This window comes from Desulfotomaculum sp. OF05-3 (genome assembly GCF_003435535.1).
Lineage (GTDB): Bacteria > Bacillota > Clostridia > Lachnospirales > Lachnospiraceae > Pilosibacter > Pilosibacter fragilis.
This window is the reverse complement of sequence record NZ_QWGO01000002.1, coordinates 1-13,892: the sequence shown is the minus strand read 5'-3', so window position 1 is coordinate 13,892 and position 13,892 is coordinate 1. Positions and strand designations below refer to the sequence as shown.

At 49.4% G+C, this 13,892-nt stretch carries 15 protein-coding genes; 3 read left to right on the top strand and 12 right to left on the bottom strand.

The genetic code is table 11. The annotated features are described in order from the left end of the window. Positions 1-8: 8 nt before the first annotated feature. The 7 genes from rpsR to DXA87_RS01635 all read right to left on the bottom strand — a co-directional run bounded on the left by rpsR (position 9) and on the right by DXA87_RS01635 (position 6,152). Positions 9-275 carry a 30S ribosomal protein S18 gene (gene rpsR / locus DXA87_RS01665; RefSeq protein WP_015552975.1) on the bottom strand — a complete coding sequence of 89 codons (267 nt, stop codon included), beginning with the start codon at positions 273-275 and terminating at the stop codon, positions 9-11. A 121-nt stretch (positions 276-396) separates the two neighbouring features. Further along, positions 397-891 (bottom strand): single-stranded DNA-binding protein, encoded by a 495-nt coding sequence (locus DXA87_RS01660; RefSeq protein WP_021905147.1) that lies wholly within the window; start codon positions 889-891, stop codon positions 397-399. 18 nt (positions 892-909) lie between these two features. After that, positions 910-1,197, bottom strand: coding sequence for a 30S ribosomal protein S6 (gene rpsF, locus DXA87_RS01655; RefSeq protein ID WP_015552973.1), 288 nt, complete (start codon positions 1,195-1,197; stop codon positions 910-912). Positions 1,198-1,437: 240 nt separating this feature from the next. Beyond that, complete coding sequence (locus DXA87_RS01650) at positions 1,438-2,940, bottom strand: tripartite tricarboxylate transporter permease (protein WP_117468990.1); 1,503 nt, start codon at positions 2,938-2,940, stop codon at positions 1,438-1,440. Between the two features lie 15 nt (positions 2,941-2,955). Next, positions 2,956-3,483: a tripartite tricarboxylate transporter TctB family protein gene (locus DXA87_RS01645; protein WP_015552971.1), complete on the bottom strand. Its 528-nt coding sequence runs from the start codon at positions 3,481-3,483 to the stop codon at positions 2,956-2,958. A gap of 3 nt (positions 3,484-3,486) precedes the next feature. Next, positions 3,487-4,617 (bottom strand): tripartite tricarboxylate transporter substrate binding protein, encoded by a 1,131-nt coding sequence (locus DXA87_RS01640; RefSeq protein ID WP_021905144.1) that lies wholly within the window; start codon positions 4,615-4,617, stop codon positions 3,487-3,489. A 173-nt stretch (positions 4,618-4,790) separates the two neighbouring features. After that, complete coding sequence (locus tag DXA87_RS01635; RefSeq protein WP_117503156.1) at positions 4,791-6,152, bottom strand: sodium-dependent transporter; 1,362 nt, start codon at positions 6,150-6,152, stop codon at positions 4,791-4,793. Positions 6,153-6,443: 291 nt separating this feature from the next. On the opposite strand from DXA87_RS01635, the gene DXA87_RS01630 reads away from it, so the two are divergent. Together DXA87_RS01630 and DXA87_RS01625 are read left to right on the top strand one after the other, a co-directional pair. Continuing rightward, positions 6,444-7,349 (top strand): LysR family transcriptional regulator, encoded by a 906-nt coding sequence (locus DXA87_RS01630; RefSeq protein ID WP_015552968.1) that lies wholly within the window; start codon positions 6,444-6,446, stop codon positions 7,347-7,349. A gap of 225 nt (positions 7,350-7,574) precedes the next feature. Further along, positions 7,575-8,078: a shikimate kinase gene (locus DXA87_RS01625; protein WP_015552967.1), complete on the top strand. Its 504-nt coding sequence runs from the start codon at positions 7,575-7,577 to the stop codon at positions 8,076-8,078. A gap of 94 nt (positions 8,079-8,172) precedes the next feature. Here the strand turns inward: DXA87_RS01625 and DXA87_RS01620 are convergent, their stop codons facing one another. The 5 genes from DXA87_RS01620 to DXA87_RS01600 form a co-directional block, all read right to left on the bottom strand. Further along, a complete protein-coding gene (locus DXA87_RS01620; RefSeq protein ID WP_015552966.1) occupies positions 8,173-8,370 on the bottom strand; it encodes a DUF951 domain-containing protein in 198 nt (65 codons plus the stop codon). Positions 8,371-8,479: 109 nt separating this feature from the next. Continuing rightward, positions 8,480-9,469, bottom strand: coding sequence for an aldo/keto reductase (locus DXA87_RS01615; RefSeq protein WP_117503082.1), 990 nt, complete (start codon positions 9,467-9,469; stop codon positions 8,480-8,482). 119 nt (positions 9,470-9,588) lie between these two features. Continuing rightward, entirely contained in the window at positions 9,589-10,311 is a 723-nt protein-coding gene (locus tag DXA87_RS01610) for an NAD-dependent protein deacylase (RefSeq protein ID WP_117503081.1), read from the bottom strand. A gap of 146 nt (positions 10,312-10,457) precedes the next feature. Further along, positions 10,458-11,483 (bottom strand): GNAT family N-acetyltransferase, encoded by a 1,026-nt coding sequence (locus tag DXA87_RS01605; RefSeq protein ID WP_117503080.1) that lies wholly within the window; start codon positions 11,481-11,483, stop codon positions 10,458-10,460. 3 nt (positions 11,484-11,486) lie between these two features. After that, a complete protein-coding gene (locus DXA87_RS01600; RefSeq protein ID WP_015552962.1) occupies positions 11,487-12,416 on the bottom strand; it encodes a phosphatidylglycerol lysyltransferase domain-containing protein in 930 nt (309 codons plus the stop codon). 357 nt (positions 12,417-12,773) lie between these two features. Between DXA87_RS01600 and DXA87_RS01595 the strand changes: the two genes are divergently transcribed. Continuing rightward, positions 12,774-13,733, top strand: a complete 960-nt coding sequence (locus tag DXA87_RS01595) for a bifunctional 4-hydroxy-2-oxoglutarate aldolase/2-dehydro-3-deoxy-phosphogluconate aldolase (RefSeq protein WP_015552961.1) — start codon at positions 12,774-12,776, stop codon at positions 13,731-13,733. Positions 13,734-13,892: the final 159 nt, after the last annotated feature.

The following is a 13,892-nucleotide window of genomic DNA, read 5'->3' as shown; positions in this document are numbered from 1 at the left end:
CTAAGGAATTATTCACATGTGTACGGCATAAGAGCAATATGACGTGCTCTCTTGATAGCTACTGTTAAAGCTCTCTGGTGCTTTGCGCAGTTGCCTGTGATTCTTCTCGGGAGGATTTTTCCTCTCTCGGATACGTATCTCTTTAACTTGTTTACGTCCTTGTAATCGATCTCGCCGTTCTTATCGCCGCAGAATACGCAAACTTTTTTTCTTCTATGCATGCCGCCTCTTCTTACTCTGGAAGAATCGGACTTGTCACCTTTATTGAATGCCATTTTAAATTACCTCCTGTTAGTTTCGTTGTCTGTAACCGTCCAACACCTGTCCGGTCACGTGCAAACTCAGTCTACTCACAGCGAATTAGGAGTAACGCACTGTATTGTCTCAGACTGGTATTTAGTTGAATGGAAGTCCTTCGTCCTCGACTCCATCCGGGATATTCATAAATCCGTCGCCGATGGCACTGGACGGAGCAGGTCTTGTCCCCTGCTGGTAGCCGCCGCGGTTTCCGCCGCCGTAGCTGTTGCCGCCGCCAAAGCCGCTGTTATCGCCGCCCTGACCCTTGCTGTCAGCGAATTCCTGGTCATCTACAATAATATCTGTTGTATAGACCTTCTGGCCATCCTTATTTACATAGCTTCCGGTCTGGATTCTTCCGGAAACCAGTACACGCATGCCCTGACGGAAATATTTCTCCGCAAATTCACCGGCACGATCAAAAGCTACGATGTTGATAAAATCGGCCGTCTGACCCTGATCGCCGTCCTGGCTTCTTCTGCCTCTTCTGTCAACTGCAAGCGTATATCTTGCGATTGCCATGGAGCGCTCGCCCTGGGAATAGCGTACTTCCGGATCTCTGGTTAATCTACCCATAAGGATAACTCTGTTCATATTCTCACTCTTTCTTTATTAAGCGTCCTGTCTTACGCAAAGATAGCGAACAACCGGCTCCATAATACGGATGTGAGCCTCAACCTCGTTCGGGCAGTTTGCCTCACCCTCGAAGTGGATGAAGTAGTAGAATCCCTCTTTGCTCTTCTGGATCTCGTATGCAAGTCTCTTCTTGCCCCATTCGTCCACATCAACGATATTGCCGCCGAAACGTGTGATATAGCCTTTCACTTTCTCAAGTGCGGCTGCTCTCTCGTCATCTTCAAGTTTTGCGCTAAGAACAACTGCTAACTCGTATTTGTTCATAGTTTCATAAACCTCCTTCTGGTCTTCCGGCCCCCGATTTTCAGTATCAGGAGCAAGGATTTTTTACATGTCACAGGTAATAATCTTAGCAAAAAAGAGCAGGAAATGCAAGCACTTTTTGCCTGATTTCCTGCTCTTTTTATACTTTTTTCATTTCCTACCGTCTTTCACACCGGCGGGAAATCCTGCGCCGGTCGAAATTTGGTGATCCGGCCTGTTTTTCAGAAGTTTTATCTGAAATTACGCCGTTTTTCTCGAAAAGATCCCTTTTACTTTATCGATATACGGCTTCGTCCACGGAATATTTCCAAGCAGGACGAATAATGTACAAATCGAAAGAACGATCGTGATCGGATGTCCGAACATCGCCATAAACGGGTTGTCGGAGGACGATGCCAGGGACACGGCCTGACGGAAGTTGGAATCCATCATCTTTCCGAGTACCATCGCAAGGATCAGCGGGGCAACCGGATAATCGAACCGGCGCATCATGAATCCCATCAGTCCGAAGAAGAACATAAGTCCCACATCAAACAGACGGTTGTTGCACGCGAAGGAACCGATCACACAGAGGCTCGTTACCACCGGGATCATGATGTTCTTCGGGATCGTAATGACCTTACAGATCCTCGGGGCAACAATCAGTCCTAACAGTAAAAGCGCAAAGCACGCGATGATTCCCGCTACTACGATCGAGTAGAAGGATTCTTTGTTCTGGGTGATAAATAACGGACCCGGCTGTAATCCATGGACATAGAATACGGAAAGGATGATCGCGGTAACTGCGTCGCCCGGAACCGCCAACGTCAGCATCGGGATCAGTGCACCGCCGATACATGCGTTGTTGGAGGACTCACTGGCCACGATTCCTTCCACCGCACCCTCACCGAAGGGAACCTCCGGCTTCTTTACGAGGCGCTTCGCCTCATTGTACGCGATAAAGGATGCCACCGGTCCGCCTGCTCCCGGAAGAGCGCCGACTAAAAGACCGATCGTGGATGTATATAAGGAAAGCTTCCAGCTCTTTAAGATCTCTTTCAGGCTGACCTTCGCCTTTTCCATCGCAAGGACATTCTGCTCCTGCTTCATGTTGTATACAACAGAGAGCACTTCTGCAAAGCCGAAGAAGCCGACAAGCGCCGGGACTGTGCTGACACCGCCCGCGAGGTTCTGGATCCCGAAGGTCAGGCGCTTTGTTCCCATCAGCGGATCCAGTCCGATCATGCTGATCACAAGACCGATCATAACGCTGATAAGACCCTTCGCGTAGTTCTTCGTGCTGACGGAACCGACTGTCGCAAGTCCGAAGAGAGCCAGAAGGAAATAGTCCATCTTTGTAAATTTGATCGCAACTCTCGATACCGGCTCCGCTAAGAGTCCCAGAGCCAGAAGGCCAAATAAGCTTCCGATAAACGAGTAGATCGTTGCGGTAAAGAGTGCCTTGTAGGACTGACCCTTTTTCGACATCGGGTAGCCGTCCAGTGTCGTTACGACCGATGAAGGCGCACCGGGGATATTGATCAGAATCGCCGATACCGCGCCGGAGAAGACTCCGACTACATAGACACCCATGATCATCGCCAGGGCATCTGAATGTTCCCAGGTATAAGTAATGGATACGAGAAGCGCGGTCGCCATGGACACGGAAAGTCCCGGGATCGCTCCTACAAACAGACCAGCCACAGAACCAAGGAGAACCATAAGGATAAACCGCGGATCGACCACGGATAACATCTGCATCATTTTCCTTTCTCCTTTCTATGGCAGAAGCACATGTAAGAATGTGCGGAATGCAAGGCTTAAGAACAAGGTGGTTCCGATCGGCACGAAGACAAGGACCGGAATTTTTCTGACACCCATAAAAATCATCATGGCGATCAGGAATACCACCGTCACAACCTCAAATGTCGAAAATGTATACGCAAAAGATAAAATTCCGATGGTGATATACGGAATTTTAATGAAGGCGAGAGCCGCATAGTAGATCGCACAGAGGATCAGGGCGATCACGACCCAGCGCCGCTTTTCTGTTTTTCCTGCCTTTTCCGGCTTCTTGTCATCCGGATTTGCGGCAGCCTTTTTCATCGCCGTAACTCCCTCTCCGACGATCCATAAGGACAGACCGATCATGGCGATCGCCACGATCAGCGGAAACAGGTACGGGGACTGTGCCCAGCTTTTGTTAAACCCTTTCGCGTAGGATGAAAGAGAATACGAGAGCAGCACAAGGCCGCTCCCGCAAAATACAATTCCTTCGACGATCAGCGAATGAATCTTATTCTTCATTGATTATTCTCCAATTCTCTTGATGCCGAACTCTTCCGGACTCTTCTCGGCAACACCGTTGTCATACTGTAACCAGCAGATTACGGATTTCCAGTTGTCATAGAATGCCTGGATCGATGCGTCATCTTTGTACTCGTCATATACCGGATCCGCTGCGTTCTGTTTTACGAAGTCGGTCCACTCCGGATCTGCGAATACCTTCTCAGATGCTGCCTTTAATACATCAACGACCTCCTGCGGTGTATCGTTATTTACAACGAAGGAAAGGAGTGTGTACGGGATATTTAAGTACTTTTCAGCTTCCGGAACTGTCTCTGTAAACGCCGGGATATCCGGGTAAGCGTCCATTCTCTTATCGGAGAATACTGCTAACGGTTTCACATCGCCGCTCTCGATATAGCCGCCGAGTGTGGAGATATTCGGGTTTGTGAAGTCAACCTGTCCGCCGATAACACCGAGAAGCGCGTCGTTACCGGAGTCAAAGCTTGTCATAGCAACTTCATAGCCGAGCTCTTTTAATACAAGTCCCTGATTGTGTCCGCTTCCTCCAGGGCCGGAGTGGGACATTGTGATCTTTCCCGGATTTTCCTTGATCGCATCAAGAAGCTCCTGCAGTGTGTTGTACTTGGAGTCTTTTCCGACTACAAGAACCTTCGGATCACCAACTAACGGAGAGATAACGGTGAAATCATCGTATCCGAGGTCGCAGATATTCATGGTTCTGTAGGTTCCCATCGTCTCCGCACACACAAGAAGTGTGTAGCCATCAGACGGCTGCTCTTTTACGAACTGGCTTCCGATGGATCCGGACGCGCCGCCCTGGTTTGTAACGGTAATCGGCTGTCCTAAATATTTTTCAAGCAGGACTGCAAGCTTTCTGCCCCAGGTATCGGTTGTTCCGCCTGCACCGTAAGGAATGATCATTGTGATCGGTTTTGTCGGATAATCTGCGGTCGCAACAAGATCGCCGGCAGCCTCTGCGGTTGTCTCGCTGTCTTTTGCTGCTTCTGCAGTTGTCTCAGCTGCTTCTGTTGCTGCTGCGGTCGTCTCGGTCTTGGAAGATGTGGAGACACTGCATGCAGTCATGGACAGGCACATCATAGCGGCCATGCCCAGTGCAATCATCTTTTTCATTGTGGTACTCTCCTCTTTTTTGTATTTGCGATGATTATTATAACACAGGTTATTTCGATATTCAATATAAAAACTTTTACGCTTTAAAGTTTTTATGTATATATCGCGTTAAACCGATAAGTTTTTCATAAATTCCTGTCTTTTTATGAATTTCGTGCATATCGGACAGCCTGTTATCCGATCAGTCCCTGGATCAGGATCACCAAAATCAGCACCGGAAGAACATACCGGAAATAGATCTTCGCCCAGTTCGCCCCCGGCATCTTAAGTCCCGCTCCCTTGTTTGCCTCCGCGAGATACTTATCATATCCCCATCCCCACTTGCTCACGCAGAATAAGAGATAAACAAGGGATCCAAGCGGTAAAAGCAGGTTACTGACTAAGAAGTCCTCAGAATCCAGAACATCTCTCGCGCCGATGATGTGGAGGTTACTCCATACATTGTAGCCCAGAACACAGGGCAGGCTGGCGATCAGCACGAAAATACAGTTGATCACGGAAGCCTTTCTTCTGCTCCATCCAAAGTTATCCATGCAGCTGGAAAGCAGATTTTCAAACACGGCGATAACAGTTGAGAAGCTTGCCGCCGACATAAATAAGAAGAACAGCATGCCCCAGATCCGTCCGCCTGCCATGTTGGCAAACACATTCGGAAGTGTGATGAAGATCAGCTGCGGGCCGGCATCCGGCTGTACACCGAAGGAAAAGCATGCCGGGAAAATAATCAGTCCGGCGGAAAGGGCTACCAGCGTATCAAGGCCGCAGATCCGTACCGCCTCACCTGCAAGCGTATGTTCCTCGGACATGTAGCTCCCGAAGATCTCCATTGCCGCAATGCCAAGGCTTAATGTAAAGAAGGACTGGTTCATGGCCGCCATGATCACCGATCCGAGCCCGACCTCCGATGCGCGTTTGAAATCCGGGAGAAGGTAAAAGCTCAGTCCCTCTTTCGCGCCCGGAAGGATCAGGCTGTGTCCCGCAAGCACCAGGATCAACAATAGCAGCGCCGCCATCATCCATTTTGTGATCTTCTCAAGACCATTCTGAAGACCTCTGCTGCAGATAAAGAATCCGACAACAACGGTCACAGCCATCCAGAATCCCATCTCACCGGGATTGCTGAGCATATCCCCAAATACTCCCGCGACTTGATCCGCATTCATTCCGGTAAATGTTCCCGTCGCGAACTTCACGAAATAGCTGAGCATCCAGCCGGATACGGTCGTGTAATACATCATTAACAGATAACAGCCGAGGATACAGAACCAGCCGTGTACATGCCATTTACTGCCCGGCTTTTCCAGCGCCCGATACGCACCGACCGCGCTCTTTCGTCCCGCACGTCCCACCGCAAGCTCCATCGTGAGGACCGGAACGCCCATACACAACAGGAACAGCAGGTAGAACAGGACGAACACGCCGCCGCCGTTCTGTCCCGCTACATACGGAAACCGCCACACATTTCCAATTCCGATCGCACAGCCCGCGCTTACCAGTAAAAAGCCTAAACGTGAGCCAAAATTTTCTCGTTTCATAAGCATAACTCCCCTCTTACAGCTGCGGCCCGCGCCTGTCTTATCCGCAGCTCTTATCCTGCTGGCGTCACTGTATTCGGTATTGTACAGTATGTTCCGTTTGGGTAACTGTTTGGAACGTATCTGCCCTTGTACCGCCATCCAGCATCAGTAGTCTTATGATACCGCCCGGTAAAAGGATTTGCAACCGCGCATTTTGTATGATATCATAAGAAAAACTTATGTTTTACGAAGAGTAACGATGCTTCCCACAGAGTGGGGCGATTTATTCCTATTTTTTAGGAGGAGCTTATGAACACAAACCAGCTGCGCTACTTCGTGACCGCTGCTGAATGCCGCAGCTTCACGAAAGCCGCGGACCAGTTTTATATTACCCAGACTGCCATCACCCAGCAGATCCGCGCGTTAGAAGACAGCCTCGGCGTCCCGCTCTTTGACCGGTCGAGCCGCCCGATCTCCCTGACTCCGGCCGGAAGCGCATTTCTAAGTGATGCAAGGTCGATCCTCGGCCGCATTGATCAGGCGGTAAACCGGATTCAGGAGGTTTCAACCGGTATGGTAGGAACCCTGCGGATCGGATATACAAAAGGCTTTGAGCGAAGCAATTTTTCCAACTCCCTGCGTTTCTTCCATAATAAATATCCAAATATTCTTGTTTCCTGTTACCGCCGAAACACCGATCTTCTCGCCGCGGGGCTATTGAAGGACGAATATGATATTATTTTTACCTGGGACAGCACGGAGCTTGTGAAAAACGAGTCCATTGAATATCGGCTCATTGAACGCAGTCCTCTGATGGTCGCTGTTTACAGCAATCATCCACTTTCCAGGCGGGAATCCCTTCAGCGGTCAGAGCTCCACGGCGAACGCCTGCTGTTCATGACCCCGTCCAGCACCGGGGATTCCGTCAGTGACCTCCGCTTCTACGAGATGTATGAGCAGGCCGGATATCATCCGGACATCTTCTTCCGTTCCAACGATGTGGAGAGTATTCTCATGATGGTATCCATCGAGGAAGGGATCTCCATTATTCCCTCCTATGTGACGCATAAGCTGACAAATGCGGAAAACCTTGTGTTTATCCCGCTGATCGGCGAAGAGGAGGTCGTTGAGATCATTGCGGCGTGGAAAAGATCCTCCGGGAATCTGGCGCTGCAGCAGTTTTTGGGGCATTATCCATTGTTGAAGTCGGAGTAAAATATGTGTCGGCAGACTCGCCCGCCCACGTTTTAGGAAACCGCTTCTGCTATTCCCGGAAGCTTTGTCCTCACTCTTATTGCCTTTCTTCTATATTTATGGTATTTTATATGTGCTTTTCATTTACAGACCGACATTGCCGGCTCATTTGATACCCGGTGCGGTATTATCAAAAACGCAGAATACTTTCGCCAGAATCAGCAGACCTTTCGAGAGGAACCAGACATGACACCAGAACATCCAATTATTTTATGCGGCTTCACAAGCAGCGGAAAGACCACTATCGGGAAACTTCTCTCCGAACAGCTCGGTCTCCCCTTTTACGATACGGATCAGATGCTGATCGAACATTACAAGATGACAATCCCGGGGATCTTCGCAAAAGGCGGGGAGTCTTTGTTCCGGGACTATGAACATGAGATCGCCCATCAGGTATGCGGCCTCGGCCCGTCCGTGGTCTCTACCGGAGGCGGAATGCTGACCTTTGACCGGAATGGGGAGATCCTCGAAAAGAGCGGCACGATCTTCTATATCGACCGCCCGTTCGAGGACTGCTACCGGAACCTTGCGTTACACCCGGAACGACCGTTATTTAAGAACCATACAAAAGAGGAAATCGAGAATACCTATCTCACGCGACGCGGGTTATATAAGAAATATGCAAAGTACGATATCCCGAATACCAAGGGGCCGCAGGACGCGGTTGAGAAGATCTGTGCGCTTTTATAGTTGCCTCCGAACTCAAAAACCAGCCACATGTTTTCCATTACGCTTCCCGCTCTAATGGATCCCATGTGGCTGGTTTTTGTTTTTCAAGTTTCCTTTATTTTACTTCCGTCCCATCCGGTTTCCTGAGTCCTCTGGTATTCTTCTCCACCAGCCGTCTCGTCACCATGACCATATGGCCGCAGCCCATGCATTTTAAACGGAAGTCTGCGCCCACGCGCAGGATTTCCCATTCCTGACTGCCGCAGGGATGCGGTTTCTTTAATTTTACGATATCGCCTACTTCATATACCATTCTCTATGTCTCCTGTTGCCTGAAACCTGTCTTCTCAAACGATCTCTTATTTCTTACAAATTTTCACGCTTCATACGGTTTCTGCGTGTTGATCCTGTTCTAAACTCTTTTATGCCAGGATCTCGTCGATCTTTTTCAGCTCATCCTCCGAAAATCCCGTGCACCCAAGCGCCGCAAGACTGTTATCCAGCTGCGAAACTCTGCTTGCGCCCACCAGGACCGTTGTCACCTCAGGGCGGCGTAAGATCCAGGCGATGGCCATCTGCGCCAGCGTCTGTCCACGTTCTTCCGCAAGTTGGTTTAATTGTTTGATTTTTTCTAATTGTTCATTAGAAAGGTACCGCTGTGCCACCGTCGTTCCCTCACGGGATGCGCGGGAACCTGCCGGGATCCCCTTCAGGTATTTATCTGTCAATGCGCCCTGAGCGAGCGGGGAAAAGCAGATACAGCCCACTCCGTTTTCATCAAGCGCGGAGAGTAAACCGTCCTCCACCCAGCGCTCCAGCATATTATAGCGCGGCTGATGGATCAGGCACGGCGTTCCGTTCTCCTTTAAGATCCTGACCGCTTTTCTCGTCTCTTCCTCTTTATAATTGGAAAGTCCGACATAAAGCGCTTTTCCGCTGCGGACGATATCGCTCAGTGCTCCCATCGTCTCCTCGATCGGTGTCTCCGGGTCCGGTCTGTGATGGTAGAAAATATCGACATAATCAAGCCCCAAGCGCTTCAAACTCTGGTCGAGGCTCGCCATCAAATACTTTCTGGAACCCCAGTTTCCGTAAGGTCCCGGCCACATATCATATCCGGCTTTTGTTGAGATCACGAGCTCATCCCGGTATGTACCAAGACAATCCTTAAGCGCCTGACCGAAATTTTTCTCCGCAAGGCCGTTTGCCGGATGTCCGTAGTTGTTCGCAAGATCAAAGTGTGTGATCCCGCGGTCGAATGCATGGCACAGGATCTCCTCCTGATCTGTAATCGTCTTTTCCAGTCCGAAATTCTGCCATAATCCCAGCGCGACCCGCGGAAGCTTTAAACCGCTTCTTCCACAGCGTTTATACTCCATAGTCTCATAACGATTCTCTGCTGCCTGATACATAGTTTCTGCCTCCTGTTTTCTGCGCTTTTGCCGCGCGCTTTATATGTGCGCCCATTCCAGCCTATGTATTATGTTCAAACTTACTGCGGCATTCATCGATCATTCTAAACAATATTTGTTTATACTCCGACTGCGTCCCCGAGAACCTCCCCGATCGGCCCGCTGATCACGAGATCCGCGCGGTTATCCATCGATGTCACGGATTTATTGATGAGGACCAGCTTATGTCCCCGGTAATAATCGATGAGCCCCGCTGCAGGATATACCGTGAGGGACGTTCCGCCGATGATCAGCACATCCGCATTCGCGATATATTTCACGGATTTTTCGATGGTCTCCTGATCCAGACCTTCCTCATAGAGGACTACATCCGGCTTGATCGTTCCGCCGCAGGTACATTTCGGGACTCCCGTAGAATTTAAGATTGCATCCAGTCCATAGAACTTTCCACAGCGTGTGCAGTAATTCCGCAGTACGGAACCATGGAGTTCCAAAACCTCCCTGCTGCCCGCTTTCTGATGCAGTCCGTCGATATTCTGTGTTACGACTGCCTTTAATTTTCCCATTTTCTCTAACTTTGCAAGTGCCTTATGAGCTCTGTTCGGCTCCGCGTTCGGAAACAGCATCTTGTTCCGGTAGAATCGGTAAAATTCCTCCGGCTTTCTCATATAGAAGGAATGGCTTAAGATCGTCTCCGGCGGATAATCATACTGCTGGTTGTACAGTCCGTCCGTACTCCTGAAATCCGGAATATGGCTCTCCGTGGACACGCCGGCACCGCCGAAAAATACGATATTGCTGCTCTCATCCAGCCACTTTTTTAATGTTTCCCGCTCTGTCATGACAGATCTCTCCTTTCTGTATTCAAGAACGTCTCGGCATTCTTGCTGCTCGCCACCTAAAGAGGTGGGAGTCATCTCACATCTGATATCATGCGCTTTTCTGCTTTGCTGTCAGCGGATCATGCACCGTTTGACCCTGATATCATTTATACAACTTCATCTAAGAACACTCCGTGAAACGGCTCAATATACTCCCCATACGGAATCTTCGCCACCTGCGCCGGTGTCCGGTATCCAAACAGCCACTCGGTAAGCTCCGAGATCGTCAGGACCTCCATTTTCCCCTTTGCGATAAACCGGGATTCCTGGATCATCCTCGAGCCTTCCTTTGTCAGCTGCCACAGCCATGCACCCTGATTCTGCGGTACGAAGAGATCGTTGATCCCGATCTCCACCGTCACTTCATCCTGCGGACAGTTCTCCGCTAACCGGATCGTCTTTACGAACTCCGGCATGCAGACGATACGCGCCATGATCGCCGGCTTCCGTCCCGCCTCGCTCCGGTAATGTTCTCCGGTGTAGAGATAACGCATCTCCCGTTCCTTTAAGCCCCACTCACTCTGCATTCCGATAAACCAGTCATCGTCATAGAGCAGTGTGCAGGTTCCATTTTCGCTGGCAAGCTCCTTCTTCATCCGCTGTAAATATGCCTCATCGCGGATCGCAAAGACCTCATATTTTCTCTTTAACCAGGCAGTCTGCCACTCCGCCAGATCTGCACCCAGCGTCTTCAGGTTACAGGGCTCTCTGTGGATGTGGGGATTATATTTGAGGACCCAGCGCGGCTGATCATAAATATACCGGAAATCGTAGGGACGGTACAGGGACTCTCTTGCGGGCATCAGAAACGTAAACGGCATCCGTTCTTCCTGCATGTCCCGCAGCATCGCCAGCATGAGACTTCTCATGTATCCCTTGTGGCGCCCAGCAACCAGTGTGGAAACGCCGACGATATAGTCGCACACAGCCCCACTTCCCCGCATATAGATCCTGTACGGGTTCCGGTGGAGCATGGATACAATCTCACCGTTCTCCTCCCGGACAAGTACCTTGTTGTCCTTCATTTTTTCCTTAAAATAATAATCACAAAATTCCGTGGAATCTTCCGGGAACGCCTCTCTCCAGAGATCCAGGCATCTTCCCTTTTCTTCTGTCTCCAAATACCGTATCATACTTTACTCCGCGCTCTGTGCCTCAAAATCTAACTGTTTAATCCGATACTTTCTCGCGAAATCCATCGGCGCATAGGACATCTTCGCCTGACGGAGTCCCGGGAGTCCCATATCATCCTCACGGTTTACGATCTCCGCCTCGGGGAATTCATGGATCAGGAACTGCTGGTTGATCATCTGGTAAAGTCCGCGCATCTCCGGGTTCGCCTTTTCGATGTGGATGATCGCCATCTTTTCCTTACTATTATAGCTTCCGATGGAGAACGCCTCCAACCGGTCATCCACATAGATCCCTCCCATGCGGACCGAAAGCATCGAGCAGTTCCTTAAGATCTCGTGGATTCCTTCCACTTCATAATCCAAGTGTCCCTCGACCTCCTGGCCTTTTCCCTCTCTCCATTGATCCAGAAACTTCCAGATCTCGCAGCCGTCCGAACAGCAGAGCGTCCGGTACTCATATCTTCCTTCATATGCTTTTTTGAACGCGTTCAGGTTGTTTTTCTTCTTGTGGAGCGCCTTTCCGGCCAATGTCTTCAACGCCTCCGCGCTGTAAAGGTAGTCCTTTGCATCCGGAAGCTCCGTTACGGAGTAGCGGTCCGCCGGGAGATTTAAACAGTCCACCGCCTCCTGGTCCGCCAGATAGATCTCAAGCGGCAGATGAAGATTATCGTTGAAATACTGTTCGATCTCTTTAAAGTAGTGGGGCATATCTTCGATGGCGCACACAGGAAGAGAGGCATACATCTTTCCTAAAATCTTCATGATCCAGAGAACTGCCTTGTCATCTCTCTCGCAAAAGTGGACATGATAGTAATCCGCCCAGAGGAAATTGTCAAGCATCACACTGTCACAGGTATTGTCGTGGCGCCTTCCATAATACTTACTGAGTTCCGCAAAATTCTCGGCGCCCAGCTTCTGAAACTGTATATCCATATAATTGTTTTTTCCCTTTCTAACTGCCGCTCATCTCCGGCAGCCGTTCCCGGTCTTTCACAGGAAATATTTTTCTGTTCTTATGGTTCCCTTGTTTTTTACTTTTTATAGTTTACCACACTTCCATAATAAAATGAAGCAATTTGTTTTTCGGCAGTTTTACTCAGAAAATCCAGTAAAATTAGGCTTTTTCGCTATTGACAATTCGAATCTCATGAGTATAATCTAATTTAGATGATACCGCAATGCGAAACTTAGTTCCGTATTATGGAACTCGGTATTAAGACTCAATATGATTTGATTATTGACTAAAACTGAATTTCCTAAATTTATAAAGCAAAAAAGGAGACAGGAATCATGAACGAAGTTTTAGAGAAGATCCAGAAAATTGGTATTGTTCCGGTTGTTGTACTTGACGATGCAAAGGATGCAGCACCGCTTGCAAAGGCACTTTGCGAGGGCGGTCTTCCGTGCGCTGAGGTTACATTCCGTACAGCTGCAGCAGAAGAGTCCATCCGTATTATGGCAAAAGAGTTCCCGGAGATGTTAGTTGGCGCAGGTACTGTTCTTACAACTGAGCAGGTTGACCGTGCAGTAAACGCAGGCGCAAAATTCATCGTAAGCCCGGGCTTAAACCCGACCGTTGTTAAATACTGTGTAGATAAGGGAATTCCGGTAACTCCGGGTACTTCCAATCCGAGCGATGTTGAGATGGCGATCTCCCTTGGCCTTGATGTTGTTAAATTCTTCCCGGCTGAGCAGGCTGGCGGAATCAACATGATCAAAGCTATGGCAGCTCCGTACACACAGATGAAGTTCATGCCGACAGGCGGAATCAACGCTAAGAACATCAACTCCTACCTTGCATTCGACAAGATCCTTGCTTGCGGCGGAAGCTGGATGGTTAAGAAAGACCTCGTAGCTGCCGGTGAGTTCGATAAGATCCGCGACCTCACAAAGGAAGCTGTTCAGACAATGCTCGGCTTTGAGCTTGCTCATATCGGAATTAACTGCGACAGTGAGACAGAAGCTGAAAAAACTGCTGACGCATTCGACGGTCTGTTCGGATTCACAAAGAAGGTCGGCAACAGCTCCGTATTTGCAGGAACCGCTGTTGAGGCTATGAAGTCCAAGGGACTTGGCTCCAAGGGTCATATCGCCGTTGCTACAAACTCTGTAGTAAGAGCTAAAAACTACCTTGAGATGATGGGCTACAAGTTCAACGAAGAGTCCGCTAAGTTCAAAGGCGACAAGATGACAGCAATCTATCTCGCAGACGAGATCGGCGGCTTCGCAGTACACCTTGTACAGAAATAAGTAAAATTGCACAACATGCAATTTTACGCTACGCAAACGTAGCGCAGCGGAGTTCGCGGTTCCCGTTACGCTGTGCAAACGAAACGAAGTGAAGTTCGCACTTCCCGTTTACGTGCATTACTTGATCATAAATTAACCTATTGTGCTATTTCAAATAAA

What these genes read in the sequence shown, in the direction of transcription:
- rpsR (WP_015552975.1), bottom strand. Translation starts at nt 275, where the DNA reads ATGGCATTCAATAAAGGTGACAAGTCCGATTCTTCCAGAGTAAGAAGA.
- DXA87_RS01660 (WP_021905147.1), bottom strand. Translation starts at nt 891, where the DNA reads ATGAACAGAGTTATCCTTATGGGTAGATTAACCAGAGATCCGGAAGTA.
- rpsF (WP_015552973.1), bottom strand. Translation starts at nt 1,197, where the DNA reads ATGAACAAATACGAGTTAGCAGTTGTTCTTAGCGCAAAACTTGAAGAT.
- DXA87_RS01650 (WP_117468990.1), bottom strand. Translation starts at nt 2,940, where the DNA reads ATGATGCAGATGTTATCCGTGGTCGATCCGCGGTTTATCCTTATGGTT.
- DXA87_RS01645 (WP_015552971.1), bottom strand. Translation starts at nt 3,483, where the DNA reads ATGAAGAATAAGATTCATTCGCTGATCGTCGAAGGAATTGTATTTTGC.
- DXA87_RS01640 (WP_021905144.1), bottom strand. Translation starts at nt 4,617, where the DNA reads ATGAAAAAGATGATTGCACTGGGCATGGCCGCTATGATGTGCCTGTCC.
- DXA87_RS01635 (WP_117503156.1), bottom strand. Translation starts at nt 6,152, where the DNA reads ATGAAACGAGAAAATTTTGGCTCACGTTTAGGCTTTTTACTGGTAAGC.
- DXA87_RS01630 (WP_015552968.1), top strand. Translation starts at nt 6,444, where the DNA reads ATGAACACAAACCAGCTGCGCTACTTCGTGACCGCTGCTGAATGCCGC.
- DXA87_RS01625 (WP_015552967.1), top strand. Translation starts at nt 7,575, where the DNA reads ATGACACCAGAACATCCAATTATTTTATGCGGCTTCACAAGCAGCGGA.
- DXA87_RS01620 (WP_015552966.1), bottom strand. Translation starts at nt 8,370, where the DNA reads ATGGTATATGAAGTAGGCGATATCGTAAAATTAAAGAAACCGCATCCC.
- DXA87_RS01615 (WP_117503082.1), bottom strand. Translation starts at nt 9,469, where the DNA reads ATGTATCAGGCAGCAGAGAATCGTTATGAGACTATGGAGTATAAACGC.
- DXA87_RS01610 (WP_117503081.1), bottom strand. Translation starts at nt 10,311, where the DNA reads ATGACAGAGCGGGAAACATTAAAAAAGTGGCTGGATGAGAGCAGCAAT.
- DXA87_RS01605 (WP_117503080.1), bottom strand. Translation starts at nt 11,483, where the DNA reads ATGATACGGTATTTGGAGACAGAAGAAAAGGGAAGATGCCTGGATCTC.
- DXA87_RS01600 (WP_015552962.1), bottom strand. Translation starts at nt 12,416, where the DNA reads ATGGATATACAGTTTCAGAAGCTGGGCGCCGAGAATTTTGCGGAACTC.
- DXA87_RS01595 (WP_015552961.1), top strand. Translation starts at nt 12,774, where the DNA reads ATGAACGAAGTTTTAGAGAAGATCCAGAAAATTGGTATTGTTCCGGTT.